The organism is Chromobacterium sp. LK11, assembly GCF_001043705.1.
GTDB classification, from domain to species: Bacteria; Pseudomonadota; Gammaproteobacteria; order Burkholderiales; family Chromobacteriaceae; genus Chromobacterium; species Chromobacterium alkanivorans.
Window position 1 is genome coordinate 104,311 of sequence record NZ_LDUR01000006.1, and the last position, 26,516, is coordinate 130,826.

A 26,516-nucleotide genomic window follows, 5' to 3' on the forward strand; every position below is an offset into this window, starting at 1 on the left:
AATGCCCATTTACCACCCCATCTGAAATCGCAGCCAAATCGTCCGCTCTCCTCTCCAGACGCCGTGTGCCGGATGCAAAAAAGCCCCGGGCGTTCGCACGCCTCGGGGCTCTTCAATACACTGACGCAAGCGACTTGATCCCGCTCGCCATGCCGCGCAAGGGACCTAGCGCCGCGACAAAAAAAGCCGCCTATCTGGCGGCCTTCATGACGGGGCGGCGGTCTCGCCGCCGGCTTGGATGATTCACGACCAGCCCAGGCTGCTCAGCTCCTCTGCGCTCAGGTGCCGCCACTCTCCCTGCGGCAGTTCGCCCAAAGTCACTGCGCCCAGGCTGATGCGGTGCAGCTGCTCCACCCGGTTGCTGGCCGCCGCCACCATGCGCTTGACCTGATGGTATTTGCCCTGGGTGATGGTCAGCAGGATCACATGGCTGTCCAACTGCTCGATGCTGTCCGCGGCGAACTCCGCGCCTTCGTCGTTCAGATAGACCCCGCTTTGCAGCTTGGCGATGAATTCCTCGCTGGCCGCGTGCTTCAGCGTCACCTGGTAGCACTTGGGCACCAGCTTTTTCGGCGAACTGAGCGCGTGCACGAACTGACCGTCGTTGGTCAGCAGGATCAAGCCGGTGGTGTCCACGTCCAGCCGCCCGACGGCGGTGATGCCCAGGTTGCCGAACTGGTACGGCAGCAGACGATAGATGCCGGGATTGTGCTGCGGCTTGTGCGAGGTTTCGTAATTGGGGGGCTTGTGAAACAGCAGATAGAGCGGGCCGGTCACCACCTCCCAGGGCTTGTCGTCCACCACCAGTTGCCGGATCTCGGCCAATTCCACCGGCTGGCGGTAATTGTCGACGATCTCGCCGTTGAGTTCGACCAGGCCGTACTCGATCAGCTGTCGGCATTCCTTGCGGCCGCCAAAGCCTTGTTGTTGCAGTAGTCGGTAAAGTTCCATGACCGGATGGTAGCACACCGCCCCCGGCCCGCTCTGCGCGTCGGAGCCGGTTCAAAGTCCCGCGAGCCGCGGCGAGACAAGGCGAAAACCGCGGGGAACGCGGAATGGCCGGATGGAGCGGGGACTTTCGAAACGGAGCTCGCCGCGCCGTCTCTCACGCGGCGCGGCAGACTTTGAACGGCCTCTCAGAGCCTGTTCAAAGTCTCGCGAGCAAGGGCGAGACAAGGCGAGAACGAGCGAAAAAGCGGAATGTACGAGGGGTACATGAGCATTTTGAGCTTGTTTTTAACGCCGTATCGCTGAAGCGCAGCAGACTTTAAACAGGTTCTCAGGACACCAGCGGCTGCGCCGGATCCGCCACGCACACCCGGTCGCGCCCCTCTTTCTTGGCGCGGTACAAGGCGGCGTCGGCGGCGGCCACCACGCTGCCGGCGTCGGTGCCGTGCAAAGGGCACAGGGCCAGTCCCACCGACAAGGTGACGCGGATGTTGTGGCCGCCGGCCACGATGGGCTGCGCGCGCACATCGCCGCACAACTGCCGCGCCTTGGCGTAGGCGTCGTTCAGCGACGCGCCGGGCAGCAGGATGAAAAACTCTTCGCCGCCGTAGCGGCAGACGATGTCGCCGCTGCGGAAGGCGTCGCTCAGATGCGCCGCCAGCGCCGTCAGCACCGCGTCGCCGCACAGGTGGCCGTATTGGTCGTTGATGTGCTTGAAGTGATCCGCGTCCACCATCAACACCGCGACGTCCCTATGCACCGCCAGCATATGGCTGAGGATGCGCGGCAGAATGTCGTCCAGGTGGCGGCGATTGAACAGGCCGGTCAGCGGATCGCGCAGCGTCTGTTCGCGCAGGCCTTGCTGCAGCAATTCGATTTCGCTCAGGTTCTGGCGCAGCGCCTGATTGGCCTGCAGCAAATCCTGCTCCAGCTGCTTGCGCTGGCTGATGTCGTTGATGCCGTTGATCACGAACCAGCCGTCGTCGGCGCGCACCACGGAACAGGAAATCAGCGCCCAGAACTCCCTACCGTCGGCGGCGCGCAGCCGCACTTCGCGATCGCGCACGCAGCCGCCTACGCGCAGCAGCGAGGACACGCGCTCGCGCTCGGCCGGATCCACATAGAAGTCCTGCACCCGCAGCGGCCGTCCGGGCGCCAGTTGTTCGCGGAACAGCTCCTCGGCGCGGGCATTGGCGTAGATCAGCTCGCCGCCCTGCAAGCGGTTCATCGCCAAGGGGAACGGCGCGGCGTCCGCCATCAGCCGCAACCGCGCCTCGCTGTCCGCCAAGGCGCGGGTCCGGGCGCGAACCTTGCCCTCTAGCTGGCGGTTGACTCCGCGCAGCCTGGCCTCGGTGCGGCGCAGGTCCACCGCCAGGGCCCCGAACACCAGCAAGGTGGTGGTCTGGATCAGCATCAGCATGCTGAGCGTCAGCAACGCCTGCTCGCCGTGCCCGAAAGCGCCGTGGCCGGACACGCCCCCCGCCAGGGCCAGCAACAGAATGCCCAGCGACAAGCCGTGCGCCAGCCGCAGTCGCTGGCGGAAGGCGAACCACAGCAAGGGCAGGCTGAAACAATACGGCAGGGCGGCGTAGCGTCCGGTGCTGTCGTCTATGCCCAGCATGGCCAGTCCGGCGACCAGCAAGGTCAGCCAGGCGGTCAGCCCGTCCAGCGAGCCCAGGCCGCCCTGGCCGTCTCCGGGGCCGGAGCGCCTCAGCAGCAGCAGGCAAGGCGACAGACTGAAAATGCCGGCCAGGTCCGCCAGCCACCAGGCGATGAAGTGACGGCCCAGCGACAACAGGGGCAGCGGCTGGCCGTGCAGCAAGGCCGCCGTGCCGCCCATGGCGGAGATGGCGGCGGCCAGCGCCGCGCCGGCGACGAAGGCCAGCACATAGGATAGGCTGTGCAAGGGCAAGCGCCGGCCGCAGCGGTAGCGCACCAGCAAGGCGCCCAGCAAGCTGCCCACCGTGTTGGCGCCGGCGATCAACAAGGCGTCCGCCAGCGGCAGCTGGCGCGACGACAGGCAGAACAGCAGGGACCCCGCCACCAGCCCCAAGCCGTAGCGCTGGCCGCCGCGCAGGGCAACCGCCATGGCCAGACCCGCGGGAAACCAGGCCGGCGTCAGCCAGGTTTCCGCGTTCATGAAGCCGGCCATCAATAGCCGCGCCAAGCCCCAATAGGCCGCGGCCACGCCCAAATGACGCCACGCGGCCGCCCAGAAACCCGCGGCGGAATCCCTCCATCGCTGCATGCCTGTCTCCACCTTCCCTCAGCGCGCAGCCGCGGCTGCCGGCGAGCGCCGACGGCCATCCGTCGCCCGCACGCCGGATTGAGCGCGGCCGGTGTTCCGGGCCGTCCCCGGAACGGGGCTCAAGGCGGGAAACGCCGCTTTTTAGTCAATATAGATATTCAGATGAAATTCCGCCGTCATTTATTGGTCTGCGCATTCCGCGCGCGCGGCAGCCGGATCGCTATCTTGCTGATTCACATCGCGATTGAAGAAATGATAGCTATCATCTAAAACGGAATCACCGCTTCGTCATTGCGTTGCGCCACCCCGTAGTCGAACAGGAAGGTCAATGATGCGCTACAGCTCAACCCACAAGACCGAAACCCGTCAACGGATCCTGACCATGGCCTCGCTGCGCTTTCGCGCCGAAGGCGTGGCCAATGTCGGCATCGCCAATCTGATGGCCGACCTGGGACTGACCCACGGCGGTTTTTACGCCCACTTCCACAGCAAGGACGATCTGGTGGCGCAATCCTGTCGCCAGGCGCTGTTGGACATGAACGAGATTTGGCAGGCCCAGCTGGAGCAGGCGCCCAGCGGCGCCGGGCTGAAACGGCTGGCCAAGGACTATCTGAGTCCGGCGCACCGGGATTTCCCGGACTCCGGCTGCGCCGCCGCCGCGCTGGCCGGGGAGTTGGCCAGGCACGACAAGGCCACCCGCCAGGCGTTTTCAGAAGGCTTGCAGGCGCTGCTGCACACGCTGCGCCAGGCGCAGCAATGCGACGCGGCGGCCGGAGCGCGCCCGGCGCTGGCGCCCGAAGCCTGCCTGGCCCTGATGGTGGGCGCCTTGCTGCTGTCTCGCGCCATCTCGGACGAAGCGCTGTCCGACCGGCTGCTGAAAAGCGCGGCGGCGGCGCTGACTTTGCAAGCGCGGGCTTAACAAGGCAAGTCGGTGCAACGCGGCATCGGGGCTTGCTTAGCCGCTCTTAGAGCGTGTTTACGATCTCGCGAGCAAGGACGAGACAGGGCGAAAACGAGCGAAAAGCGGAGTTTACGAGTGCTGCATGAGCATTTTGCTTGTACTCACCGTGCAACGCTTCACGAAGCGCAGCAGACTTGGAACAGGCGCTTAGACGATGTCGAGATGATCTATGCCTTCCAGCGGGTCCCTGGACTTGGAGCCTTCGCTGTATAGCTTGATCTTCAGCCGCAGATCGTTGATGGAGTCCGCGTTGCGCAAGGCGTCCTCGTAACTGATCAGGTCCGCCTCGTACAGCTCGAACAAGGACTGGTCGAAGGTCTGCATGCCGGTTTCGCGCGAGCGGCCCATCACTTCCTTCAGGCCGGCGATTTCGCCCTTGAAGATCATGTCGGACACCAGCGGGCTGTTGAGCAGGATTTCCACCGCCGCCACCCGGCCGCGGCCGCTTTTGATCGGCACCAGCCGCTGGGAAATGATGGAGCGCATATTCAGCGACAGGTCCATCAACACTTGTTGATGGCGCTCCTCGGGGAAGAAGTTGAGAATGCGGTCCAGCGCCTGGTTGGCGTTGTTGGCGTGCAACGTGGCCAGGCACAAATGGCCGGTTTCGGCGAACTGCAGCCCGTAACCCATGGTTTCGCGGTCGCGGATCTCGCCCATCAGGATCACGTCCGGCGCCTGGCGCAGGGTGTTCTTCAAGGCGATGTCCCAATCATCGGTGTCCACGCCCACCTCGCGCTGGGTGATGATGGACTTCTTGTGCTGGTGCACGTATTCGATAGGGTCTTCGATGGTGATGATGTGGTCGTGGTTGTGGCTGTTGCGCCAGTCCACCAGCGCGGCCAGCGAAGTGGATTTGCCCGAACCGGTGCCGCCGACGAAGATCACCAGGCCGCGCTTGATCAGCGCGATGTCGCGCAGCACCAGCGGCAGGTTGAGCTGGTCGAAGGTGGGGATTTCGGTGTTGATCTTGCGCAACACCATGCCGGCATGACCCTGCTGCACATAGGCGCTGACGCGGAAACGCCCCAGACCCGGCGGATTGATCGCGAAGTTCGCTTCCTTCTTGGTCTCGAACTCCTCGGTCTGCCGGTCGTTCATCACCGCGCGCACCAGTTCCTTGGTGTGCTGGGCGGACAGGGGCTGCGGCGCCACCGGGGTGATCTTGCCGTCTATCTTCATCGCCGGCGGAAAATCGGCGGCGATGAAAACGTCGGAGGCGTTCTTGCCGGTGGCGTGCTTCAGCAGATCCAGTATGAACTTGGAAGCCTGGTCTTTTTCCATGATGAGGTCCCGCGGGTCGCCATTTCTAGTGTAGAGCAGCGCCCGCTCAGAATTGATCCTTGTTGGCGGCCTTTTGTCTGGCGTCCGCCGGCGACACCATATTGCGCCGCACCAGCTCCTGCAGACACTGGTCCAGCGTCTGCATGCCGTGCTGCTGACCGGTCTGGATCATGGAGTTGATCTGGGCGATCTTGTTCTCGCGGATCAGGTTGCGGATCGCCGGGGTGCCCAACATGATTTCATGCGCCGCCACCCGCCCGCTGCCGTCCTTGGTTTTCAGCAGGGTCTGGGCGATCACCGCGCGCACCGATTCCGACAGCATCGAACGCACCATTTCCTTTTCCCCGGCCGGGAACACGTCGACGATGCGGTCTATGGTCTTGGCGGCGGAACTGGTGTGCAGGGTGCCGAACACCAGGTGGCCGGTTTCCGCCGCGGTCAGCGCCAGCCGTATGGTTTCCAGGTCGCGCAATTCGCCCACCAGGATCACGTCCGGGTCCTCGCGCAGCGCCGACTTCAGCGCGTTGGCGAAGCTGTGGGTCTGCAAGCCCAGTTCGCGCTGGTTGATCAGGCATTTCTTGCTGTCGTGGACGAACTCGATCGGATCTTCCACGGTCAGGATGTGGGAGAAGTGGTTGTCGTTGATGAAATCTATCATCGCCGCCAGCGTGGTGGATTTGCCGGAGCCGGTGGGGCCGGTCACCAGCACCAGCCCGCGCGGAAAGGCGGCGATTTCCTGGAAGATCTTGGGCGCGCCCAGTTGCTCCAGCGACAGTACCTTGGACGGAATCACCCGGAACACCGCGCCCATGCCGCGGTTCTGCACAAAGGAGTTGACGCGGAAACGGGCGATGCCGGGCAGGTCGAAGGAAAAGTCGCACTCGAAGGTGTCTTCGAAGATTTTGCGCTGGTAATCGTTCATGATGTCGTACACCATGTCGTGCACGTCATGATGGTCCATCGGCGGCAGGTTGATGCGGCGGATGTCGCCGTTCACCCGGATCATCGGCGGCAGCCCGGCGGACAGGTGCAGGTCGGACGCCTTGTTCTTGACCGTAAAGGCCAAGAGCTCCGAAATTTCCATAATATAATCTCCACGATGACTGCGCCGCCGCCATGGTTTCAGCCGCCAGGCGACCACTTGAAAAATGAAGAACCGCCGCGCGCCGGCAACGCGTCCAAACGAGGCGCCGGCCCAATCCCGGCATTTCCGCTGATTGTAAGCTCAACTCAGCCATTTGGGATATCGCCGTCACCCCATATTATTAATGATGCGCGGCCATGCTTCTTTGTAGAAACCCCAAACCCGGGCAACAAGCCGCACCGCCCGCAGCAAACAATTTCTCGACGCCATGACAGACTCCATCTCCCAACCCTTGCAACAAGTCCGCCAGCGCCTGGCGGACGCGGAACACGCCGCCGGCCGGCCGGCGGGATCGGTGCGCCTGCTGGCCGTCAGCAAAACTTTCCCCGCCGCGGACATCGAGCAAGCCTACCTTGCCGGCCAACGCGCCTTTGGTGAAAACTACGTGCAGGAATTGCAGCAGAAGGCCGAGGCGCTGGCCGGTCTGGAGATCGAATGGCACTTCATCGGCCCGCTGCAATCCAATAAAACCCGCGCGGTGGCGGAATTGGCGCACTGGGCCCATTCGGTGGAGCGGCTGAAAATCGCCGAACGGCTGTCGGCGCAGCGGCCGGGCGCGCTGCCGCCGCTGAACGTCTGCATCCAGGTCAACGTGTCCGGCGAGGCCAGCAAGAGCGGCTGCGCGCCGGAACAGGCGCTGGAACTGGCCCGCGCGGTGGCGGCCTTGCCGCGCCTGACCCTGCGCGGTCTGATGTGCATCCCGGAGCCCACCGAAGACACCGCGCGGCTGGCGGCGCAGTTCGCCCAGCTGCGCCGGCTGCGCGAGCGCCTGATGGCCGAAGGCCTGGCGCTGGACACGCTGTCCATGGGCATGTCCGCCGACATGGCCGTCGCCGTCGCCGAAGGCGCCACCATGGTGCGGGTGGGCACCGCCATTTTCGGCGCACGCCATTATCATTGAATGACATCGGCTTGAAACAACAGGAATTCAAGCCGGTTTATAAGGAAAAAGCATGCGGATTACCTTCATAGGCGGCGGCAATATGGCCAACGCCATCATCGCCGGCCTGATCAAGCAGGCGGCGCATCGCATCCACGTGGTGGACCCGGACTCCGGCAAAGTGGAACGGCTGCGCCAGGAATACGACGTCAGCGGCGGCGCGGCCTTGCCGGACGCCTTCGACATCGGCGACATCGTGGTGCTTGCGGTCAAGCCGCAACACCTGCGCGACTTGTGCCTGGAGCTGGAGCCCAGGCTCAACGGCGCGCTGGTGATCTCCATCGCCGCCGGCATCCGCCTGGACGCGCTGTGCCGCTGGCTGGGCAGCAAGCGCGTGGTGCGGGTGATGCCCAACACCCCGGCGATGATAGGCAAGGGCGTGTCCGGCCTGTTCGCCTCGGTGGGCGTCAACGAAGACGACCGCCAGGACGCCAACACCGTGATGCAGGCGGCCGGCATCACGCTCTGGCTGCAGAACGAACAGCGCATCGACGACGTCACCGCCGTGTCCGGCAGCGGCCCGGCCTATGTGTTCTATTTCATCGAAAGCATGATAGAAGCGGCGCAGCAGACCGGCTTCTCCGAAGCCGAGGCGCGCCGGCTGGTGCTGGCCACCTTCGAAGGCGCGGTGGAACTGGCCAAGCAGAGCCCGCTGCCGGTGGCCGCCTTGCGCACCAATGTGATGTCCAAGGGCGGCACCACCGAACGCGCCATCGCCCGCTTTGAGGCGGAAGGCGTCAAGCAGGCCATCATCGCCGGCACGCTGGACTGCCGCGACCGCTCCATCGAAATGGGCCAACAACTCAGCCAGGACTAAGCCACATCATGTTCTTCGACACTTTGCGCTTTCTGATCCACACCCTTTTCGGCCTGTTCGTGCTGGTGCTCTTGCTGCGCTTCTATCTGCAAGTGGCGCGCGCGCCGTTCAAGCACCCGCTGTGCCAGTTCGTGATGGCCGCCACCAACTTCGCGGTGCTGCCGCTGCGCAAACTGGTGCCGGCGATGCGCGGCTACGACAGCGCCACCATGCTGCTGGCCTGGCTGGTGGCGCTGCTGTCCAATGTGCTGGTCACCCTGCTAAGCTCGGTGCCGGAAGTCTTCACCTTTCCGCAGGTCTGGGTGGCGCTGTCCCTGCTGTCCTTGCTGGAGGTGTTCAAGCAGTCGCTGACCCTGTTGATGGGCAGCGTCATCGTCCAGGCCGTGCTCAGCTGGGTCAGCCCCTACAACCCGCTGATGCCGGTGCTGGACGCGCTGACCCGGCCTTTCCTGCGCCCGTTCCGCAAGGCCAATGTCGGCGGCGTGGACTTGTCGCCGCTGGTGCTGTTCCTGATCATCCAGGTGATCCTGATGCTGCCGGTGCGCATGCTGGAAGCAAGCTTCTTGACTCAACTCAAAGTGATATTGTAGCAATTCATGCTATTTGTCATATTTTTGGCGGCCGCAGCTTCGCGGCCGTTGATTTGGACAACTGATTTGCATCACCACACAGGAGACTTCCGATGAAAAAAATACTGTTCGCCGCCCTGCTGAGCGCCGCCGCCGCGCCCGCCTTCGCCAATATGCAGCTGGCGCAGAAATACAGCTGTACCGCCTGTCACGCGGTGGACAAGAAAATCGTCGGCCCGGCCTATAAGGACGTAGCCAAGAAATACGCCGGCCAAAAAGGCGCGGAAGCCATGCTGATGGCCAAGGTCAAGAACGGCGGTTCCGGCGTGTGGGGCCCGGTGCCGATGACCCCGCATCCGAACATTCCGGACGCGGATCTGCGCGCGCTGGCCAAATGGGTGTTGTCGCTGAAATAAGCCATCTCGGCATGGCTGATCCGGCACGCCGCCCGGCGCGCCGGCCCCCGGAAAAAGGCGGCGGATTGCCGCCTTTGAACTGTCCGGGCCATTTTATGTCTTAGCCTGTTGCGCCAATACCCTTTTAACGATGCCTCAGGCTTGTTACCGGAGTGAAACAACGCTATACCGATTGTCAGCAGCAGGGAGTTAATATCACCTAAGCGCCTAAGACAGTTGCAGAAATAGCGGGGCGCCGGTAATCTTCTCCGCCTGTTGCCAACTCTATGCTGGAAGCACCAAATATGGCCAAACTAACCGAACAGGATATCCTCAACTGGACCGGCGACGATTACATGAACGCCGACCATCTTGAGTTTTTCAAAGACCGGTTGTTGCAGATGCAGCAGGAGTTGCTCTCTAACGCAAATGCGACCGCCAACCACCTGCAAGAGCAGGAAGCCACGCCGGATCCGGCCGACCGCGCCACGCTGGAAGAGGAATACGCGCTGGAACTGCGCACCCGCGACCGCGAGCGCAAGCTGCTGCAAAAGATCCAGGCCTCGCTGCGCCAGATCGAAGACGGCTCTTACGGCTTCTGCGAAGACACCGGCGAGCCTATCGGCCTGCGCCGCCTGATGGCCCGCCCCACCGCCACGCTGTCGGTGGAAGCCCAGGAACGCCGCGAACGGATGAAGCGTCAGTACGCCGACTGATCGTTCCGGCCCTCGCCCGCAAAACGCCCTGCCCGCAAGCAGGGCGTTTTTCATGCCCGCGTCTGCTCCATCCAGCAAAAACAAGCAGATAAATCCGCAAGCGATAGCTTATCCCTAACGATCGTCTAGTATGAATTTAGGGCATTAAAGCAGGCCGGCCGCTTGTCTAGCGTCGTGGAATCCGGTTATCTTGCTGCTATGCAAAAACTGAAATAGCAAGGAAGCCGCCTTTATGCAACGCCAGACCGACGACGTCAGAATCCGCGAAATCAAGGAACTGCTGCCGCCCATCGCCCACCTGTACGAACTGCCGATCACCGAGGCCGCCTCCGAGGTGATTTACGCCGCCCGCCGCGACATCTCCGCACTGCTGCGCGGCGAGGACGACCGCCTGCTGGTGGTGATCGGCCCCTGCTCCATCCACGACACCGAAGCCGCCATCGAGTACGCCAAGAAACTGGCGCCGCTGCGCGACAAGCTGTCGCAGGAGCTGGTGGTGGTGATGCGCGTCTACTTTGAAAAACCGCGCACCACCGTCGGCTGGAAAGGCCTGATCAACGATCCGCTGCTGAACGAGTCCTTCGACATCAACAGCGGCCTGCGCATCGCGCGTCGCCTGCTGCTGACCCTGAACGACATGGGCATGCCGGCCGCCACCGAATTCCTGGACATGATCACCCCGCAGTACTTCGCCGACCTGATCAGCTGGGGCGCCATCGGCGCGCGCACCACCGAAAGCCAGGTGCACCGCGAGCTGGCTTCCGGCCTGTCCTGCCCGGTGGGCTTCAAGAACGGCACCGACGGCAATCTGAAGATCGCCGTGGACGCCATCCGCTCCTCCAGCGTGCCCCACCATTTCCTGTCGGTGACCAAGACCGGCCATTCCGCCATCGTCTCCACCGGCGGCAACCCGGATTGCCACGTGATCCTGCGCGGCGGCAAGGAACCCAACTACTCGGCCGAGCATGTCAGCGCCGCCGCCGCGGAGCTGGCCTCCGTGGGCCTGCCGCAAAAACTGATGGTGGACTTCAGCCACGCCAACAGCCGCAAGGACTACCGCCGCCAGATGGAAGTGGCCGACGACGTCGCCGGCCAGCTGGCCGCCGGCAACGCCAACATCTTCGGCGTGATGGTGGAAAGCCATCTGGTGGAAGGCCGCCAGGACCTGAAACCGGGCTGCGAACTGACCTACGGCCAGAGCGTCACCGACGCCTGCATCGGCTGGGACGACACCGAGAAACTGCTGACCACGCTGGCCGACGCGGTCAAGGCGCGCCGCGCGCGCCAGGGCTGAGCCGACGCCAAGCTCCAGGCTTGGAAGCAAGAACAACGGCGGAGCCTGCGCTCCGCCGTTTTCATTGGCTCAGCTGTTCGCCGGCCAAGCGGCCCAGCGTGGCGATCGCCCGCTCCAGCGCCGGCGACCACGGCTGGCCGAAATTCAAGCGCAGGCAATGGCCGAAGCGCGGCTCGGCGGAAAACACCAGGCCCGGCGCGAAGCTGATGGACTCCGCCAGCGCCCGCTCCAGCAAGCGGCCGGCATCCAAGCCTTCCGGGCACTCCACCCACAACAGCAAACCGCCTTGCGGCCGCCGCAGCCGCGTGCCCTTGGGGAAAGCAGCCAGCACCGCGTCGGCCAGCTGGCGCATCTGGCGCGCCAACTGCCGCCGCAGCTGAGCGGCGAAGCGCGCGTAGTCGCCGTCGGCCAACACATCCGCCAACAGGCTCTGGTACAAGGCCGAACTGACCAGGCTGCTGCTATTGCTCAAGCGCGCCAGCGCCGCATGATGGCGGCCGCCGGACAACCAGCCCAAACGGAACGAGGGCGCGAAGCTCTTGGTGAAGGACGAGCAGTAAATCACTTCGCCGCGGCTGTCCCAGGCTTTCAACGGCGTCGGGTGCTGCTCGCCGAAGTAAAGCTCGCCGAACACATCGTCTTCGATGATGGTCAGGCCGTGGCGATAAGCCAGCCGCAGCAGCCGCTTCTTGGACTCGTCCGGCATCAGCGCGCCGGTGGGGTTCTGAAAATTGGTCACCGTCACCAAGCAGCGCGGCGCCGGCCCGTGGCGCAAGGCGAACTCCAGCGCCTCCAGCGACAGGCCGGCGTCCGGCGTGCACGGGATTTCCAGCGCCTTCAGCCCCAGCGCTTCCAGCGTCTGCAGCAGGCCGAAGTACACCGGCGTCTCCACCGCCACGGTGTCGCCGGGCCGGGTCAGCAAGCGCAGCGACAGGCTGATCGCTTCGGTGATGCCGTGGGTGAACAGGATGGCGTCCGGCTCCAGCGCCAGCTGCCACTGCGCCGCCAGTTCGCACACCAGCCGGTGCAGCCGCGCCTGCTCGCCGCGCGGCAGATAGGCGCCGATCAACTCCGGCCGCCGGCTCAGCGTTTGCTGCAGCCGCCGCGCCAGCGCCGCCGCCGGATACATGCTGCCGTGCGCTTCCGCCATGTGCAGCTGAGTGCCGATGTCCAACCCCGACCACTCGATCAATTGCGACATGCGGCTGTCCACCCGCACCAGGGTCGCCGCCGACGGCAGACCGTCGTCCTCGGCGCGCGCCTGCTGCGCGCGGCTGGGCAAGGCGGCGAAGAAGCCGGCGCGCGGGCGGGCGCTGACGCGCTGCCGGCGCTCCAGATGGCGGTAGGCCGCCAGCGCGGTCAGTACGTTGACGCCGTGTTCGGCGGCCAGCCGGCGCACCGAGGGCAGCCGGCTGCCGGGCGGATATTCGCCGCTGTCCAGCCCTTGCTCGACCTTGGCGGCAATGCGCAAATACAGGGAATCAGTCATCGCTGTTATATAGAACAGATTGTGCGCAGCATAAACTGTTTGCGCCGGCTGTGGGAAGGCGCGAACCAACGCTTGCGCTAGGCTGGGCGCTACTTTTCATCGCAAGAAAGCGCATCATGCCGTCCACCTTCTGGCGCGACCTGTCGCCCTCCGCCGCGCTGGCCGCGGTGCTGGCCCTCTTGGTCGGCTACTCCGGCCCCTTCCTCATCATCGTCCACGCCGCCCAGTCCGCCGGCCTGTCCCCGGCCCAGCTAGGCTCCTGGATCTGGGCGGTGTCCATCGGCTCCGGCCTGGCCGGCCTGTGGCTGTCCTGGCGCTGGAAGGCGCCGGTGATCACCGCCTGGAGCACCCCCGGCGCGGCCTTGTTGCTGGCCGCCCTGCCCGGCGTGCCCTACGGCGAGGCGGTAGGCGCCTTCCTGGCCGCCGCCGCCATCGTCACCCTGCTGGGCGTCAGCGGCCTGTTCGACCGGCTGATGAAAGTCTTCCCCGCCGCGCTGGCGGCGGCGATGCTGGCCGGCATCCTGTTCCGCTTCGTCGCCGAACTCGCCAGCGCCGCCGGCCACGACCCGCTGCTGGTGGTCAGCATGGCCGCGCTGTTCTTCGTCGGCCGCCGCTTCTTCCCGCGCTACGCCTTGCCGGCGGCCATCCTGCTGGGCCTCGCGCTGGCGGCGGCGCAAGGCTTGTTTCAGCCGCTGCCGACCCACGGCGGCGGCGGCGGCCCGCTGTTCACCGCGCCGCAGTGGTCGTGGAGCGCCTTCTTCAACCTGGCCCTGCCGCTGGCGCTGGTGGCGCTGACCGGCCAGTTCCTGCCCGGCATGGCGGTGCTGTCCTCCTCCGGCTACCACATTCCGGCGCGCTCGCCGGTGTCGCTGCTGGGCGCGGTCTCCATGTTGACCGCGCCCTTCGGCGGCCACGGCGTGGTGCTGGCGGCGATCACCGCCGCCATCTGCACCGGTCCGGAAACCCATCCCGACCCCAAGCGCCGCTACGTGGCCGGCGTGATCTGCGGCGCGCTCTATCTGGCGATAGGCGCGGCCGGCGGCGCGCTGGCCAGCCTGATCCTGACCTTGCCCAAGGCGCTGGTGGCCACCGCAGCCGGACTGGCGCTGTTCGGCACCCTGGCGTCCTCGCTGAGCGCGGCGCTGGGCGACGAAGGCCGACGCGAGGCGGCGCTGATCACCTTCGTGGTGGCCGCCTCCGGCGTCAGCATCGCCGGCCTGGGCGCGCCGCTGTGGGCCTTGCTGGCCGGCGGCGCGGTGGCGCTGATCCTGCGCCCGGCCAAGTCCCGACAGGCCGAAGCCGCCGTCGGCCAACGCGGCTGAAGCGGCACTGGCAGCCCGGCGGCGGGCGTGATAAGTTAAGGGACTGGATACAATATTCCGCGCGGCGACCGAACCGGGCGGACCCTGCCCACCCTCGAGGAAACCATGTTCGCTGCCACCGTATACGCGCAACGCCGCGCCCGTCTGCAAGCGGCCGGCCTGTCCGGCCTGCTGCTGTTTGTCGGCAATGTCGATTCGCCGATGAACTACCACGACAACACCCTGCCCTTTGTCCAGGACTCCAGCTTCCGCTACTTCTTCGGCCTGAACGAGCCGGGCCTGGCCGGCCTCATCGACGCCGACAGCGGCGAAGCGACGCTGTTCGGCAACGATCCGGACGTGGCCGACATCGTCTGGACCGGCCCGCTGCCCAGCCTGGCCGAACGCGCCGCGCTGGCCGGCCTGGAGCAGAGCCGCGCCTACGCCGAGCTGGCCGCCGCGGTGGCCGCCGCGCGCGCCGCCGGCCGCGCCGTGCACTACCTGGCGCCCTACCGCGGCGAGACCCTGATCGAAATGGGCCGCCTGCTGGACGTGCACCCGGCCCAGGTCAAGGACGGCTTCTCCACGCCGCTGACCCACGCCGTGGTGGCGCTGCGCGAGATCAAGGGCGACGAGGAAATCGCCGAAATGGAAGCCGCGCTGGCGGTCACCCGCGACATGCATGTGGCCGCGATGCGCCACGCCAAACCCGGGGTGATGGAATACGAGGTGGTAGGCGAAATGGAAGGCATCATGCGCCGCCGCGACTGGCAGCTGGCCTACCCGTCCATCTTCTCGCGCCGCGGCGAAGTGCTGCACAACCATCACCACGACAACCGCCTGGAAAGCGGCGACCTGGCGCTGAACGACACCGGCTGTACCTCCGGCGGCGGCTACGCCAGCGACATCACCCGCACCTTCCCGGTGGGCGGCAAGTTCAGCCCGCGCCAACGCGAGTTGTACAACATCGTGCTGGACATGCAGCTGGCCGCCATCGAGGCGATGAAGCCGGGCGTGCGCTATCTGGACGTGCACAAGCTGTCGGCGCGGCTGATGGTGGAAAGAATGAGCGCGCTGGGCTTCTTCCGCGGCGACGCCAAGGACATCGTCGAATCCGGCGCCTACGCCATCGCCTTCCCACACGGCCTGGGCCATCAGATCGGCATGGACGTGCACGATATGGAAGGCCTGGGCGAAGACCTGGTGGGCTACGGCGACGACACCGAGCGCAGCCCGCTGTTCGGCCTGGGCTACCTGCGCCTGGGCAAGGCCTTGAAAGCCGGCATGGTGGTGACGGTGGAGCCCGGCATGTACTTCATTCCGGCGCTGATCGAAGCCTGGGAGAAGGAAGGCCGCCACAGCCAGTACATCAACTTCGCCAAGTTCCGCGAGTACGCCGACTTCGGCGGCATCCGCATCGAGGACAATGTGCTGATCACCGCCGACGGCAGCCGCGTGCTGGGCGCGCCGATTCCCCGGACGGCGGAAGAAGTCGAAGCCGCGATGGCCGGCTGAGTCTAGCCGCCACGCCAGTTCAAAGCCGCCCACGGGCGGCTTTGCATATGGACGCCGCGGATGCCAAGGCGCACCATCTGCAGACTAAGAACCGCTAACAACACCTCGCAGAGAAGCTGAGCCAAGGCGCGCCGACGCAGGCAGTAGCACTGGTACGACCAAGAGGCGCAAGGCAGGATCAGGGGGGTTGTTAGCGGGTCTAAGAGTGTGTTTACGATCTCGCGAGTTAAGGCGAGACAAGACGAAAACTAGCGAAAAACGGAATGTACGCGCGGTACATGAGCATTTTGAGCTGGTACTCACCGTGCAGGGCTTCACGACGCGCAGCAGATCGTAAACAGGTTCTAAGCAGCCGGGAGCGATGATGGAACAGGTAGAGTGCGTGGTGATAGGCGCCGGCGTGATCGGCCTGGCCGTGGCGCGGCAATTGGCAATCGCCGGCCGCGAAGTCGTCGTCGTCGAAGCGGAAAGCGCCATCGGCCAGCATGCGTCCAGCCGCAACAGCGAAGTGATCCACGCCGGGCTCTACTATCCGCTCGGCAGTCTGAAGGCGCGGCTGTGCGTGGCTGGCCGCCAACGCTTGTACGACTACTGCGCCCAACGCGCCATTGCCCACCAACGCTGCGGCAAGCTGGTCGTCGCCGTCGACGACGCCGAATTGCCGCGGCTGCAAGCCTTGCAAGCACGCGCCGCCGCCAACGGCGTGACCGATCTGCGCTGGCTGGACGCGGAACAACTGCAAGCGCTGGAGCCGGCCTTGCGGGCCCGCGCCGCACTGCTGTCGCCATCCACCGGCATAATAGACAGCCACGGCCTGATGCTGGCTCTGCTGGCCGACGCCGAGGCCCACGGCGCGACGCTGGCGCTGAACTCGCCGCTGCACGGCGGCCGCGTCACCGGCGACGGGCTGGAGCTGGACATCGCCGGCATGCGGCTGCGCGCGCGGCTGGTGGTCAACGCCGCCGGCCCTTGGGCGCCGCGGGTGGCGGCCAACATGGCCGGGGTTCCACGTGAAACTATCCCCAAGCCCTATTACGCGCGCGGCGTCTATTTTGCGCTGCAGGGCCGCTCGCCGTTCCAGCGCCTGATCTACCCGCTGCCCGAGGCCGGCGGCCTGGGCACCCATCTGACGCTGGACCTGGCCGGCCAGGCGCGCTTCGGCCCGGATCTGGAGTGGGTGGACGACATCGACTACCGGGTGAACCCGGCGCGCGCCGATCGCTTCTACGCCGGCATCCGCCGCTGGTGGCCGGCGCTGCCCGAGCAGGCGCTGGCCCCGGCCTATGCCGGCATCCGCCCCAAGATCGCCGGCCCCGGCGCGGCGGACGCGGATTTTCTGATCCAGGGGCCGGCGCAGCACGGCGTGCCCGGCCTGCTCCAGCTCTACGGCATCGAATCCCCCGGCCTCACCGCCAGCCTGGCGCTGGCCGAATACGCGGCGGCAACGCTGACGGCATAGCGCCGGGACGAGTTGTCCGCTTACAATCGGACGGTCTCAACCCGCCGCCTTGCCGCTTATGCTCATTCTGAATCAACGCCAGCAGGAACTGCTGGCCATGGTCAAGCGCGACAGCTATGTCAGCGTGGAAAAGCTGGCCGAACATTTCTCCGTCACCCGGCAGACCATACGCCGCGACATCGCGCTGCTGGCCGAGCACCAGTTGCTGCAACGCTACCACGGCGGCGCCAGCGTGCTGTCCAGCGTGGAGAACGTCGCCTACCAGGCGCGGCAGGTGCTGTGCATAGACGAAAAGCGCCGCATCGCTGAATGCCTGGCGCGTCAGATCCCGGACAACGCCTCGCTGTTCATCAATCTGGGCACCACCACCGAGGAGGTGGCCAAGGCGCTGCACCAGCACCGCGGCCTGCGGGTGATCACCAATAATCTGCACGTGGCGGACACCATGTGCGACTACCCTGACTGCGAAGTCATCGTGCTGGGCGGCATGCTGCGCAAGCGCGACCGCGGCATCACCGGCGAAGCCACGGTGCAGCTGATCCGCCAGTTCCGCGTCGACTACGGCATCATCGGCATTTCCAGCATCGAGCTGGACGGCACCCTGCGCGATTACGACTACCGCGAAGTGCGCAGCGCCGAGGCCATCATCCAGCAATCGCGCCACGTGTTCCTGGCCGCCGACCACAGCAAGTTCGACCGTCCGGCGCTGGTGGAACTGGGCCATCTGTCGCAAATAGACGCGCTGTTCACCGACCAGCCGCCGCCGCCCGCCGTCGTCGAGTTGATGCGGGAGGCGGAGACTCAGTTATACGTGGCGGACTGACAAACCCTTAGAACCTGTTTACGATCTGCTGCGCGTCGGCGATACGGCGTTGAAACCGAGCTCAAAATGCTCATGTACCACGAGTACATTCCGCTTTTTCGCTCGTTTTCGCCTTGTCTCGCCTTAGCTCGCGAGATCGTAAACACGTTCTTAAGGCTGCTGCCGCGTCGCCGCCAGCACGATCTCGCGGATGCACACGTTCTGCGGCTGCTGATAGGCGTAGACGATGGCGCTGGCTACGTCTTCGGCCGCCAGCACGCCGCCCATTTCCTGTTTCCAGGCCTCGTAGCCGGCCTTGATCGCCTCGCTGCTGGTATGCGACAGCAGCTCGGTGTCCACCGCGCCCGGCGCGATCGTCACCACGCGCACGCCGTGGTCCGCCACTTCCTCGCGCAGATTCTCCGACATCGCGTGCACCGCGAACTTGGTGCCGCAATAGGCCACATGGTTGGGGAAGGTCTTGCGTCCGGCCACCGAGCTGATATTGATCACCGTGCCGCGCTTGCGCTCCACCATGCCGCCCAGCACCGCGTGGATGCCGTTGAGCAGGCCGTGCACATTGACGTCGAACATGGTTTTCCACTCTTCCGGCGCTTGCTCGGCCATCAGCCCCAGCAACATCACGCCGGCGTTGTTGATAATGGCGTCCACTGGCCCGAAGCGGCCTTCCGCCTCCGCCACCGCGGCGGCCAGCTGGGCGCGGTCGGTCACGTCCACCGCGCGGCACAGCGTGTTCGGCAGCGCCAGCGCCTCCAGGCGTTCGACCCGGCGGGCCAGCAGCAACAGCGGATGGCCTTGCTGCGACAGCAGGCGGGCGGTGGCGGCGCCGATGCCGGAACTGGCGCCGGTGATGACGATCAAGGCTTTACTCATGACAACACTCCTTTAGCAATAGAAATAACTGATAACAAATCCTTGAGCAGCACTATAATCCGCTGTCGATTCGACGAAAAATCGTTTATTCCACTTGCTGTCATCGGTTTAACTTATGGATATACGCTCGCTCAAAGCCTTCATCGCCGTGTTCGAAGAGCGCAACATCACCCAGGCCTCGGCGCGCCTCTACCTGAGCCAGCCTGCGCTGTCCGCCACCATCCGGCAACTGGAAGAACAGCTGGGGGCCACGCTGTTTCAGCGCCAGCCGCGCGGCGTGGAAGTGACCGACGCCGCCCGGCTGCTGTATCCGGCGGCGCGGCGTCTGGTGGAGGAAGCCGACGGCCTGGCGCAGCTGTTTCGCGGCCGGCAGGACTGCCTGCCGCTGACGCTGGGCGTGGCGGCGGACCTAGGTCAAGCCGACGTGGCGCGCGTGCTGGCGACGGCTTACCGCGCGGTGGACGGCTTGCTGCTGGAACTGGCGGCGGGTTGCGCCGGCGACGCGCGGCTGGACGAGGAAGCCAACCGTTGCGAGGACGAGTTGTTCTTGCCGCTGTGGGAAGAGGAGTATGTGCTGGCGATGCGCGCGGACGCGCCGCTGGCGGGGCAGCCGCTGCTGCGGCCGGGACAATTGCTGGGCCAGGACCTGATCGCCTGCCCGGACCACCCCTCGCACCAGCGCTTCGCCAGCCTGCTGGGCGAGGCGGCGCGGGAGCTGGCGGTGGCGGCGCGCTGCGCCAGCCTGCAACAGGCGGCGACGCTGGCCGCGGCCGGCGCCGGCATCGCCTTTGTCCCACAGGGGCTGGCCCAGGACCAGCCCGGCCTGTGGAGCTGCCGGCTGGAACAGGCGGCGCTCAGCCGCCGCGTCGGCCTGTGCTACGCGCCGGACGCCTTGGCCAAGCCGGCGCTGGCCCGTTTGAAACAAGGCCTGGCCGCCGGCTGAGGAGCTGTTTTAAGAGCGGCTGACAAAACTCGGTTTTACGGCTGAGGCAAGACGCGCCGACGTAGCCAGTACCTTGAGTACGGCAAGCCGGCGCAACGCAGGATCAGGGGTTTTGTTAGCGGGTCTTACTGCACCGCGGCGAAAGCCTTAGCCACATAAGGCGCATTGGCGCGGGTCAGCCCGGCCACGCACATGCGGCCGGTGCCCACCAGGTAGACGCCGAAACGCTCGCGCAAGACGTCAACCTGCGCCTGGTTGAAGCCGGTGTAGCTGAACATGCCGCGCTGATGGACCAGGTAGGCGAAGTCATGCTCCGGCAGCGCCTGCTTCAGCACCTCCACCAGGATGCCGCGCATTTCCAGGATGCGGCCGCGCATCTCGTTCACCTCGGACAGCCACAGCGCCTTGAGCTCGGCGTCGCCCAGCACGGTGGCGATCAAGCGCGCGCCGGTGGTGGGCGGGTTGGAGTAGTTGCGGCGCACCGTGGCCTTGAGCTGGCCCAACACCAGCTCCGCCTCGGCCTGGCTCGGACACACCACCGATAGGCCGCCGCAGCGCTCGCCGTACAAGGAGAAGATCTTGGAGAAGGAGTTGCTGACCAGAAAGGACACGCCGGCGTCGGCCATCGCGCGGATGGCGTAGGCGTCCTCTTCCAAACCGGCGCCGAAGCCCTGGTAGGCGATGTCCATGAAGGGAATCAGCTGCTTGCGCTTGGCCAGCGCCACCACCTGGTCCCACTGCGCATTGTCCAGGTCCGAGCCGGTGGGGTTGTGGCAACACGGATGCAGCAACAGGATGCTGCCGGCCGGCAGGGTTTCCAGCGTCGCCAGCATCGCGGCGAAGTCCACGCCGCGGGTCTGCGCGTCGAAATAGGGATAGCGATTGACCGCGATGCCGGCGCCTTCGAAGATGGCCACGTGGTTGTCCCAGGTCGGATCGCTGACCCATACCTGGGCATCGGGGAAATAGCGCTTGAGGAAGTCCGCGCCCACTTTCAGCGCGCCGGAGCCGCCCAGGGTCTGGATTGTGGCGATGCGGCCGGCGGTCAGCGCCGGGTGCGCGGCGCCGAACAGCAGCTCCTGCACCGCCTTGCGGTAGGCCGGCAGGCCGTCCATCGGCAGATAAGTGCAAGGCGGCGTCGGCTGGGCCGCCAGCTTGGCCTCGGCCTGCTGCACCGCCTGCAGGCGCGGAATGCGGCCCTGCTCGTCGTAGTACAGGCCGATACTGAGGTTGACCTTGTCGCCGCGCGGGTCTTTGCCGAAGGCGTCGACCAGCGACAGGATGGGATCGCCGGCGTAGGCGTCGACGTGCTGAAACATGCGTTTCTCCTTGAGTAGTGTGGTATCGCCTCGTGCAACCATTTAGAACGGCTAACAAGCCTCTGACGCTGCGTTGCGCCGACTTGCCTCAGACGTGGGCTGACAGTGTTAGCCGCTCTTATAGAACGTGTTTACGATCTTGCGAGCTAAGGCGACACAAGGCGAAAACCGCTGAGAAAGCGGAACGATGATAGGTGACCGCGCTCCCCGCGCCGCTGACGCAGCGCGGCGGACTTTGCGCAGCGTCTCAGGCCACGTAGAACAAAACGCTGACAAACTGGCAGACGCTGCCGCCCAGCACGAATAGATGCCAGATGCCGTGGCCGTGGCGGATTTTCTCGTCGTTGAGGAACCAGTAGATGCCGACGCTGTACAGAATCCCGCCCAGGGCCAGCCAGAACAGCCCGCCGCTGGGCAGCGACTCAATCAGCGGCGGCAGCGCCACCAGCACCAGCCAGCCCATCACCACGTAGAGAATCATCGACAGCAGCCGGGTGCGCCGTCCCAGCGTCAGCTCCTGAATGATGCCGAACACGGCCAGGCCCCAGCTGACGCCAAACAGGCTCCAGCCCCAGGCGCCGCGCAGGGTCACCAGCGCGAACGGCGTGTAGCTGCCGGCGATCAGCAGGTAGATCGCCGAATGGTCGCACTTCTGCAGCACCGCCTTGGCGCGGCCGCGGAAGCTGTGGTACAGCGTGGAGATCAGATACAGGGCCACCAGCGTGGCGCCGTACAGGCTGAAGCTGACCACCTTCCAGGGGTCGCCCTCGCGCGCGGCCATGGTCACCAGCACCACCAGGCCGGTAATGGCCAGCAAGGTGCCGATCAAATGGGAAATCCCGTTGAAACGTTCCCCGTGATACATAGGTATTATCCTTGCGCCGGCATCGCTCCGGCTTGACGTGCAAAAACTTTTGGAGCCGCTAGCGGGCTCCGGGTTCAATTGTCCGCCTGTTGCCGCCGGCGCGCCAGCCCTTTCTCGACGCGCCAAAACAAAAGCGGGCCGCAGGCCCGCTTTTGCTTACACGGCGAATCCGGCGCCTGTCGACGATCGCTCAGCGGATCGCCAACCGGCCGCGGCTCAGACGCCCAGCGCCTTCAGCACCTCGTCGCGCACGGTTTCCACCGCGCGGGTGCCGTCGATCTTGATGTATTTCGGCGCCTTGGCGTCGCCGCTGGCGGCGCGCTCGCCGTAGAAGCCCACCAGCACCGCGGTCTGTTCGTGGTAAACCGCCAGACGCTTCTTCACGGTTTCTTCCCGGTCGTCGTCGCGCTGGACCAGCTCTTCGCCGCTCACATCGTCCTTGCCGGCCACTTTCGGCGGGTTGAAGCTGATGTGGTAGGTGCGGCCGGAGGCCAGGTGCACGCGGCGGCCGGCCATGCGCTCGACGATGGCCGCGTCCGGCACGTCGATCTCCACCACGTAGTCGATGTCCACGCCGGCGGCGATCATCGCCTCGGCTTGCGGGATCGTGCGCGGGAAGCCGTCGAACAGGAAGCCGTTGGCGCAATCCGCGTCGGCGATGCGCTCCTTGACCAGGCCGATGATGATGTCGTCGCGCACCAGGCCGCCGGCGTCCATGATCGCCTTGGCTTCCAGGCCCAGCGGCGTGCCGGCCTTGACCGCGGCGCGCAGCATGTCGCCGGTGGAGATTTGCGGGATGCCGAATTTTTCCTTGATGAAATTGGCCTGGGTGCCTTTGCCTGCGCCAGGCGCCCCCAACAGGATCAGTCGCATGAAGATCGCTCCGTCAATTTGAATAAGATGATTTGATATCGAAATCCGGGCCGCGCCGACGCGGCCCGGCTTATGGCTTCCGTCCGTCGCCCAGCAAGCGGCGCACTCGCTCCAGATCCTCCGGCGTGTCCACGCCGGCCGGCGGCGCGGACTCGACCACGGCCACCTTGATGGCGAAGCCGTGCCACAGCACCCGCAACTGCTCCAGCGCTTCGAAACGCTCCAGCGGCGCCGGATCCAAACGGTTATAGGTCTTCAGAAAACCCGCCTGATAGGCGTACATGCCGATATGCCGCAGCACCGGTAGGTCCGCGGGCAGCGCGCTCGCATCCTGTGCGAAGGCGTCGCGGGCATAGGGAATCGGCGCGCGGCTGAAATACAGCGCGCGGCCGGCGTGGTCCAGCACCGCCTTGACCACATTGGGATTGAACATGTCGGCGGCGTCGCGGAACGGATGCGCCAAGGTCGCCACCGGCGCGTCGCCGGCGGCCAGCAGCGCCGCCAGCCGGTCGATCAAGGCCGGATCGATCAAGGGCTCGTCGCCCTGAACATTGACCACGATCTCATCGTCGGCCAGGTTCAGCGCCTGCGCCACTTCGGCCAGCCGGTCAGTGCCGCTGGCGTGGTCGGCGCGCGTCATCAGCGCCTCGACGCCGTGCGCGCGGCAGGCGGACAGCACATCCTCGTGGTCGGTGGCCACGATCACCCGGCTCGCGCCGCTCTTGGCCGCCTGCGCGGCGACCCGCGCCACCATGGGCATGCCGGCGATGTCGGCCAGCGGCTTGCCCGGCAAGCGGCTGGACGCCAGGCGCGCCGGGATCACCACGCAAAAGCCGCGGCTCATTTTATCTCTTCTTCCGGCGCCAGCTCGCGGGCCTCGGCTTCCAGCATCATCGGGATGCCGTCCTTGATCGGGTAAGCCAGCCGGTCGCCCTTGCAGACCAGTTCCTGCTTGGCCTTGTCGAAAACCAGCGGACCCTTGCACAGCGGGCACACCAGGATGTCCAGGAATTTAGCGTCCATGTTTTATCTTCAGTCGATCCAGAATCCAAGCGCTCAGATCAGGCTCCAACTCCGCCTGAACCGGCAAAACCCATAGTCTAGCACGCTGCGCTGCATCATGAATCACCCGCCGCAGCTTGACCGCGTCCTTGCTGGTGACGATCACCGCGTCCACGTCGGCCGGCAGGTCGGCGGCCTCGAATTGATGATGGTCGGGCCAGGCCAGGCACAGCTCCGGCCGCAGGCCCAAGCCGGCCAGCGTGTCGAAAAAGCGCTGCGGATGGCCAATGCCGGCCATCGCCGCCAACTTCAGGCCGGCGAAATCCGCCGCCGCCCGCGTCTCCTCCGGCGCGTCCAGCCGCTGCAAAGCCGCCGGGCGCAAGCGCATGGCGAAGCGCCGCGGCCCGGCCGGCAAGTCCAGTCCGGCGTCGCCGCCGTTGACCACCACCGCGCCCGCCGCGGCCAGCCGCGACCACGGCTCGCGCAAGGGACCGGCCGGCAACAAGCGCCCGTTGCCGCCGCCGCGCGCGCCGTCCAGCACCACGATCTCCAGATCGCGGCGCAGCCGGTAATGCTGCAGCCCGTCGTCGGTCAGAATCAGTTGCACATCAGGGTGCAGCGCCAGCAGATGGCGGCCGGCGGCGACGCGGTCGCGGCCCACCACCACCGGCGCGCCGCCGGCGGCCAGCAACAGCGGCTCGTCGCCCACCTCCTCCGGCGCGCTGTCCGGCCGCACCAGCGTGGGCTGGCGATGACTGCCGCCGTAGCCGCGGCTGATCACGCCCGCCTTGACGCCTTCGCCTTGCAAATCGCGCAACAGCCCCAGGGTCAACGGCGTCTTGCCGACGCCGCCGACATTGATGTTGCCTATCACCACCACCGGCGCGTCCAAGCGCTCGGCGCGCAGCCAGCCGCGGCGATAAGCCAGCCGCCTGGCCGCCGCCGACAGGGCAAACAGCCCTTCCAGCGGAGCCAGAAGGGCTGTCAGCCACCAGCGCGGCCGATACCATTGCCGTTCTATCCAATGCATGCGGCTATTGCGAACGGGTGGCGAAAGTCAGTTGGTTGAGCCCGGCCTCGCGCGCCGCCTCCATCACCGTCACCACTGATTGGTGCGTGGCCTTGGCGTCGGCGTTGACGATGACGATCACATCGGTCTTGCCCGCGGCGTCGTCCTTCAGCTTGTTCAGCAGCGCCGCCTTGTCGCCGGCGGCCAGCTTGGCCTCGCCCACCGCCATCTCGCCGTTGGCGGCCACCGCCACGGTGATTTCCGACGACTTGGTCTTGGCCTGCTCGCCCTGGGCGGCCGGCAGATTGATCTTGAGTTCGGCGAACTTGGAATAGGTGGTGGTGACCATCAGGAAGATCAGGATCACCAGCAGCACGTCGATCAGCGGAATGAAGTTGATCTCGGGCTCTTCGCGACTGCGGCCTCGGCGGAAATTCATGCTCAGCCCCCGTTTTTACGCTCGCCGTGCAGCACTTCCACCAGCTTGACCGCCTGCGACTCCATCTCCACCAGCAGACCGTCCACCTTGGAGCGGAAATGGCGATAGAACATCATGCTGGGAATCGCCACGATCAGGCCGAAGGCGGTGTTGTACAGCGCGATGGAAATGCCGTGCGCCAGCGCCTGCGGGTTGTTGCCGGCCGGCGACTGCGAGCCGAAGATCTCGATCATGCCTATCACCGTGCCCAGCAGGCCCAGCAAGGGCGCCATCGCGGCGATGGTGCCCAGCGTGGTCAGCAAGCGCTCCAGCTGGTGCGCCACCACGCGGCCCTCGTCCTCGATCGCTTCCTTCATCACTTCGCGATTGCCGCCGACGTTGCGCAGACCGGCGCAGAACAGGCGGCCCAGCGGCGAATGTTCCTGCAGCTTGCGCAACAGCTCGTCGCTGGCGCCGGCGCGGCGGTATTCCTGCAAGGCCTGCCCCAGCAGGCCCTCCGGCGCCACGCTGCTCTTTCTCAGGCTGAACAACCGTTCAAAGATAATCGCCAGCGACACGACCGAGGCGGCGATGATGGTCCAGATCGGCCAGCCGGCCGCTTCAATGATTGACCACACGAGGAGGTTCTCCGAAAAACGATTGCAAACACTAGGGTCTGCCGCGCCGGTTTCACCTTGGCGAAACCCGGCGCGGCAGACCCTGAACTTTAGCGGCATCCATGCCGGTTCAGCAACCGGCGTCGCGGCGCGCGCTCATCGCCGCGACCGCAAACAGGCGCTTAGCGGCGAAAACTACGCAGAGTTGTCAACAAAGCCGCCTAAACCCATCTTTTATAAAGGCTTTCGAATTCTCGCCCTATTTCGTCGGCGGCGCTCGAAACTCAACTTGACGAAAGCCCCGCCAGGCAAGGCTTTCAAGCAAATCTATCAATTTCGCGACCGCGATTGGGGGCTGCCGCTTTTTTAACCTTTGCCAGCAAAAGCCAAGCCCCGGCAAGCGATCCACACAGTTATCCACAAGGTTATTCAGCCGCCGCTGTGGATAATTGCCGCGCCTCAATCCCGCAGCGAAATCACGCGCCAGCCCTGCTGCTCGGCGTGGGCGCGCAGGGTGTCGTCCGGATCCACCGCCACCGGATGGTCGACCAGCTTCAGCAGGGGCAGATCGTTGTGCGAATCGCTGTAGAAAAAGCTCTGCCCGTAGCTGTCCATGCTCAGGCCGCGCTCGTCCAGCCACTGCTGCAAACGGGTGATCTTGCCCTGCTGGAAGCTGGGCACGCCGCTGACGCGG

At 65.6% G+C, this 26,516-nt stretch carries 28 protein-coding genes; 13 read left to right on the plus strand and 15 right to left on the minus strand.

Features of this window, described 5'->3' with window-relative positions; genetic code table 11:
• Positions 1-243: 243 nt before the first annotated feature.
• Both VK98_RS03795 and VK98_RS03800 read right to left on the minus strand, forming a co-directional pair.
• Positions 244-951 (minus strand): pseudouridine synthase, encoded by a 708-nt coding sequence (locus tag VK98_RS03795; RefSeq protein ID WP_048412794.1) that lies wholly within the window; start codon positions 949-951, stop codon positions 244-246.
• Between the two features lie 328 nt (positions 952-1,279).
• Positions 1,280-3,196, minus strand: a complete 1,917-nt coding sequence (locus VK98_RS03800) for a diguanylate cyclase (RefSeq protein WP_053077201.1) — start codon at positions 3,194-3,196, stop codon at positions 1,280-1,282.
• Between the two features lie 331 nt (positions 3,197-3,527).
• Between VK98_RS03800 and VK98_RS03805 the strand changes: the two genes are divergently transcribed.
• Positions 3,528-4,115, plus strand: a complete 588-nt coding sequence (locus VK98_RS03805) for a TetR/AcrR family transcriptional regulator (RefSeq protein ID WP_053077204.1) — start codon at positions 3,528-3,530, stop codon at positions 4,113-4,115.
• Between the two features lie 189 nt (positions 4,116-4,304).
• Here VK98_RS03805 and VK98_RS03810 read toward each other — a convergent pair whose 3' ends face one another.
• Entirely contained in the window at positions 4,305-5,441 is a 1,137-nt protein-coding gene (locus tag VK98_RS03810) for a PilT/PilU family type 4a pilus ATPase (protein WP_048412756.1), read from the minus strand.
• Positions 5,442-5,487: 46 nt separating this feature from the next.
• The gene (locus tag VK98_RS03815; protein ID WP_043589321.1) at positions 5,488-6,525 is read right to left on the minus strand and encodes a type IV pilus twitching motility protein PilT; all 1,038 of its coding nucleotides are present in this window, start codon (positions 6,523-6,525) and stop codon (positions 5,488-5,490) included.
• A gap of 268 nt (positions 6,526-6,793) precedes the next feature.
• Here VK98_RS03815 and VK98_RS03820 point away from each other — a divergent pair, with 268 nt between their 5' ends.
• The 6 genes from VK98_RS03820 to aroG all read left to right on the plus strand — a co-directional run bounded on the left by VK98_RS03820 (position 6,794) and on the right by aroG (position 11,316).
• Positions 6,794-7,486, plus strand: a complete 693-nt coding sequence (locus VK98_RS03820; RefSeq protein WP_048412757.1) for a YggS family pyridoxal phosphate-dependent enzyme — start codon at positions 6,794-6,796, stop codon at positions 7,484-7,486.
• Between the two features lie 52 nt (positions 7,487-7,538).
• Positions 7,539-8,342 (plus strand): pyrroline-5-carboxylate reductase, encoded by an 804-nt coding sequence (gene proC / locus VK98_RS03825; protein ID WP_048412758.1) that lies wholly within the window; start codon positions 7,539-7,541, stop codon positions 8,340-8,342.
• A gap of 8 nt (positions 8,343-8,350) precedes the next feature.
• Positions 8,351-8,932, plus strand: coding sequence for a YggT family protein (locus tag VK98_RS03830; protein WP_048412759.1), 582 nt, complete (start codon positions 8,351-8,353; stop codon positions 8,930-8,932).
• A gap of 92 nt (positions 8,933-9,024) precedes the next feature.
• Complete coding sequence (locus tag VK98_RS03835) at positions 9,025-9,327, plus strand: c-type cytochrome (protein ID WP_048412760.1); 303 nt, start codon at positions 9,025-9,027, stop codon at positions 9,325-9,327.
• A gap of 284 nt (positions 9,328-9,611) precedes the next feature.
• The gene (dksA, locus tag VK98_RS03840; protein ID WP_019102526.1) at positions 9,612-10,022 is read left to right on the plus strand and encodes an RNA polymerase-binding protein DksA; all 411 of its coding nucleotides are present in this window, start codon (positions 9,612-9,614) and stop codon (positions 10,020-10,022) included.
• 232 nt (positions 10,023-10,254) lie between these two features.
• Complete coding sequence (gene aroG / locus VK98_RS03845) at positions 10,255-11,316, plus strand: 3-deoxy-7-phosphoheptulonate synthase AroG (protein WP_048412761.1); 1,062 nt, start codon at positions 10,255-10,257, stop codon at positions 11,314-11,316.
• 61 nt (positions 11,317-11,377) lie between these two features.
• Here the strand turns inward: aroG and VK98_RS03850 are convergent, their stop codons facing one another.
• Entirely contained in the window at positions 11,378-12,805 is a 1,428-nt protein-coding gene (locus tag VK98_RS03850; RefSeq protein ID WP_048412762.1) for a PLP-dependent aminotransferase family protein, read from the minus strand.
• A gap of 116 nt (positions 12,806-12,921) precedes the next feature.
• Between VK98_RS03850 and VK98_RS03855 the strand changes: the two genes are divergently transcribed.
• From VK98_RS03855 to VK98_RS03870, 4 genes are all read left to right on the plus strand, one after another.
• Positions 12,922-14,127: a benzoate/H(+) symporter BenE family transporter gene (locus VK98_RS03855; protein WP_048412763.1), complete on the plus strand. Its 1,206-nt coding sequence runs from the start codon at positions 12,922-12,924 to the stop codon at positions 14,125-14,127.
• Positions 14,128-14,232: 105 nt separating this feature from the next.
• Positions 14,233-15,621, plus strand: a complete 1,389-nt coding sequence (locus tag VK98_RS03860) for an aminopeptidase P family protein (protein WP_048412764.1) — start codon at positions 14,233-14,235, stop codon at positions 15,619-15,621.
• A gap of 361 nt (positions 15,622-15,982) precedes the next feature.
• Positions 15,983-17,080, plus strand: coding sequence for an NAD(P)/FAD-dependent oxidoreductase (locus VK98_RS03865; RefSeq protein WP_231589200.1), 1,098 nt, complete (start codon positions 15,983-15,985; stop codon positions 17,078-17,080).
• A gap of 58 nt (positions 17,081-17,138) precedes the next feature.
• Positions 17,139-17,903, plus strand: a complete 765-nt coding sequence (locus tag VK98_RS03870) for a DeoR/GlpR family DNA-binding transcription regulator (protein WP_048412765.1) — start codon at positions 17,139-17,141, stop codon at positions 17,901-17,903.
• 150 nt (positions 17,904-18,053) lie between these two features.
• On the opposite strand, the gene VK98_RS03875 is transcribed toward VK98_RS03870, so the two are convergent.
• Positions 18,054-18,776, minus strand: coding sequence for an SDR family oxidoreductase (locus VK98_RS03875; RefSeq protein ID WP_043589302.1), 723 nt, complete (start codon positions 18,774-18,776; stop codon positions 18,054-18,056).
• Between the two features lie 115 nt (positions 18,777-18,891).
• Between VK98_RS03875 and VK98_RS03880 the strand changes: the two genes are divergently transcribed.
• Entirely contained in the window at positions 18,892-19,719 is an 828-nt protein-coding gene (locus VK98_RS03880) for a LysR family transcriptional regulator (protein ID WP_048412766.1), read from the plus strand.
• A 125-nt stretch (positions 19,720-19,844) separates the two neighbouring features.
• Here VK98_RS03880 and VK98_RS03885 read toward each other — a convergent pair whose 3' ends face one another.
• The 8 genes from VK98_RS03885 to VK98_RS03920 form a co-directional block, all read right to left on the minus strand.
• On the minus strand, positions 19,845-21,038 hold the full coding sequence (locus tag VK98_RS03885; protein ID WP_048412767.1) for an amino acid aminotransferase: 1,194 nt from the start codon (positions 21,036-21,038) through the stop codon (positions 19,845-19,847).
• Positions 21,039-21,285: 247 nt separating this feature from the next.
• On the minus strand, positions 21,286-21,903 hold the full coding sequence (locus tag VK98_RS03890) for a hemolysin III family protein (RefSeq protein WP_019100472.1): 618 nt from the start codon (positions 21,901-21,903) through the stop codon (positions 21,286-21,288).
• Between the two features lie 216 nt (positions 21,904-22,119).
• Complete coding sequence (adk, locus tag VK98_RS03895) at positions 22,120-22,776, minus strand: adenylate kinase (RefSeq protein WP_048412768.1); 657 nt, start codon at positions 22,774-22,776, stop codon at positions 22,120-22,122.
• Between the two features lie 70 nt (positions 22,777-22,846).
• Complete coding sequence (kdsB, locus tag VK98_RS03900; RefSeq protein WP_048412769.1) at positions 22,847-23,620, minus strand: 3-deoxy-manno-octulosonate cytidylyltransferase; 774 nt, start codon at positions 23,618-23,620, stop codon at positions 22,847-22,849.
• The gene (locus VK98_RS03905; protein WP_048408720.1) at positions 23,617-23,799 is read right to left on the minus strand and encodes a Trm112 family protein; all 183 of its coding nucleotides are present in this window, start codon (positions 23,797-23,799) and stop codon (positions 23,617-23,619) included. Before VK98_RS03905 ends, kdsB begins: the two co-directional genes overlap by 4 nt.
• Positions 23,789-24,808: a tetraacyldisaccharide 4'-kinase gene (lpxK, locus tag VK98_RS03910; protein WP_048412770.1), complete on the minus strand. Its 1,020-nt coding sequence runs from the start codon at positions 24,806-24,808 to the stop codon at positions 23,789-23,791. Before lpxK ends, VK98_RS03905 begins: the two co-directional genes overlap by 11 nt.
• 4 nt (positions 24,809-24,812) lie before the next feature.
• On the minus strand, positions 24,813-25,226 hold the full coding sequence (locus VK98_RS03915; protein ID WP_048412771.1) for a biopolymer transporter ExbD: 414 nt from the start codon (positions 25,224-25,226) through the stop codon (positions 24,813-24,815).
• A gap of 2 nt (positions 25,227-25,228) precedes the next feature.
• The gene (locus VK98_RS03920; RefSeq protein WP_048412772.1) at positions 25,229-25,843 is read right to left on the minus strand and encodes a MotA/TolQ/ExbB proton channel family protein; all 615 of its coding nucleotides are present in this window, start codon (positions 25,841-25,843) and stop codon (positions 25,229-25,231) included.
• Here VK98_RS03920 and VK98_RS23605 point away from each other — a divergent pair.
• Positions 25,830-26,192: a hypothetical protein gene (locus tag VK98_RS23605; RefSeq protein ID WP_156187751.1), complete on the plus strand. Its 363-nt coding sequence runs from the start codon at positions 25,830-25,832 to the stop codon at positions 26,190-26,192. The two genes, VK98_RS03920 and VK98_RS23605, sit on opposite strands and share 14 nt — an antisense overlap.
• Before the next feature lie 89 nt (positions 26,193-26,281).
• Here VK98_RS23605 and VK98_RS03925 read toward each other — a convergent pair.
• A partial coding sequence (locus VK98_RS03925) for an HAD family phosphatase (protein WP_048412773.1) occupies positions 26,282-26,516 on the minus strand: 235 nt, incomplete at its 5' end.

Bases quoted from the DNA above. Each gene is read 5' to 3' on its own strand.
- VK98_RS23605 (WP_156187751.1), top strand. From the start codon at position 25,830: ATGATTGACCACACGAGGAGGTTCTCCGAAAAACGATTGCAAACACTA.
- VK98_RS03870 (WP_048412765.1), top strand. From the start codon at position 17,139: ATGCTCATTCTGAATCAACGCCAGCAGGAACTGCTGGCCATGGTCAAG.
- VK98_RS03880 (WP_048412766.1), top strand. From the start codon at position 18,892: ATGGATATACGCTCGCTCAAAGCCTTCATCGCCGTGTTCGAAGAGCGC.
- proC (WP_048412758.1), top strand. From the start codon at position 7,539: ATGCGGATTACCTTCATAGGCGGCGGCAATATGGCCAACGCCATCATC.
- VK98_RS03915 (WP_048412771.1), bottom strand. From the start codon at position 25,226: ATGAATTTCCGCCGAGGCCGCAGTCGCGAAGAGCCCGAGATCAACTTC.
- VK98_RS03835 (WP_048412760.1), top strand. From the start codon at position 9,025: ATGAAAAAAATACTGTTCGCCGCCCTGCTGAGCGCCGCCGCCGCGCCC.
- kdsB (WP_048412769.1), bottom strand. From the start codon at position 23,620: ATGAGCCGCGGCTTTTGCGTGGTGATCCCGGCGCGCCTGGCGTCCAGC.
- adk (WP_048412768.1), bottom strand. From the start codon at position 22,776: ATGCGACTGATCCTGTTGGGGGCGCCTGGCGCAGGCAAAGGCACCCAG.
- VK98_RS03800 (WP_053077201.1), bottom strand. From the start codon at position 3,196: ATGCAGCGATGGAGGGATTCCGCCGCGGGTTTCTGGGCGGCCGCGTGG.
- VK98_RS03805 (WP_053077204.1), top strand. From the start codon at position 3,528: ATGCGCTACAGCTCAACCCACAAGACCGAAACCCGTCAACGGATCCTG.
- VK98_RS03830 (WP_048412759.1), top strand. From the start codon at position 8,351: ATGTTCTTCGACACTTTGCGCTTTCTGATCCACACCCTTTTCGGCCTG.
- VK98_RS03795 (WP_048412794.1), bottom strand. From the start codon at position 951: ATGGAACTTTACCGACTACTGCAACAACAAGGCTTTGGCGGCCGCAAG.
- dksA (WP_019102526.1), top strand. From the start codon at position 9,612: ATGGCCAAACTAACCGAACAGGATATCCTCAACTGGACCGGCGACGAT.
- VK98_RS03890 (WP_019100472.1), bottom strand. From the start codon at position 21,903: ATGTATCACGGGGAACGTTTCAACGGGATTTCCCATTTGATCGGCACC.
- VK98_RS03815 (WP_043589321.1), bottom strand. From the start codon at position 6,525: ATGGAAATTTCGGAGCTCTTGGCCTTTACGGTCAAGAACAAGGCGTCC.
- VK98_RS03860 (WP_048412764.1), top strand. From the start codon at position 14,233: ATGTTCGCTGCCACCGTATACGCGCAACGCCGCGCCCGTCTGCAAGCG.
- aroG (WP_048412761.1), top strand. From the start codon at position 10,255: ATGCAACGCCAGACCGACGACGTCAGAATCCGCGAAATCAAGGAACTG.
- VK98_RS03905 (WP_048408720.1), bottom strand. From the start codon at position 23,799: ATGGACGCTAAATTCCTGGACATCCTGGTGTGCCCGCTGTGCAAGGGT.
- VK98_RS03885 (WP_048412767.1), bottom strand. From the start codon at position 21,038: ATGTTTCAGCACGTCGACGCCTACGCCGGCGATCCCATCCTGTCGCTG.
- VK98_RS03820 (WP_048412757.1), top strand. From the start codon at position 6,794: ATGACAGACTCCATCTCCCAACCCTTGCAACAAGTCCGCCAGCGCCTG.
- lpxK (WP_048412770.1), bottom strand. From the start codon at position 24,808: ATGCATTGGATAGAACGGCAATGGTATCGGCCGCGCTGGTGGCTGACA.
- VK98_RS03875 (WP_043589302.1), bottom strand. From the start codon at position 18,776: ATGAGTAAAGCCTTGATCGTCATCACCGGCGCCAGTTCCGGCATCGGC.
- VK98_RS03850 (WP_048412762.1), bottom strand. From the start codon at position 12,805: ATGACTGATTCCCTGTATTTGCGCATTGCCGCCAAGGTCGAGCAAGGG.
- VK98_RS03810 (WP_048412756.1), bottom strand. From the start codon at position 5,441: ATGGAAAAAGACCAGGCTTCCAAGTTCATACTGGATCTGCTGAAGCAC.
- VK98_RS03855 (WP_048412763.1), top strand. From the start codon at position 12,922: ATGCCGTCCACCTTCTGGCGCGACCTGTCGCCCTCCGCCGCGCTGGCC.
- VK98_RS03865 (WP_231589200.1), top strand. From the start codon at position 15,983: ATGATGGAACAGGTAGAGTGCGTGGTGATAGGCGCCGGCGTGATCGGC.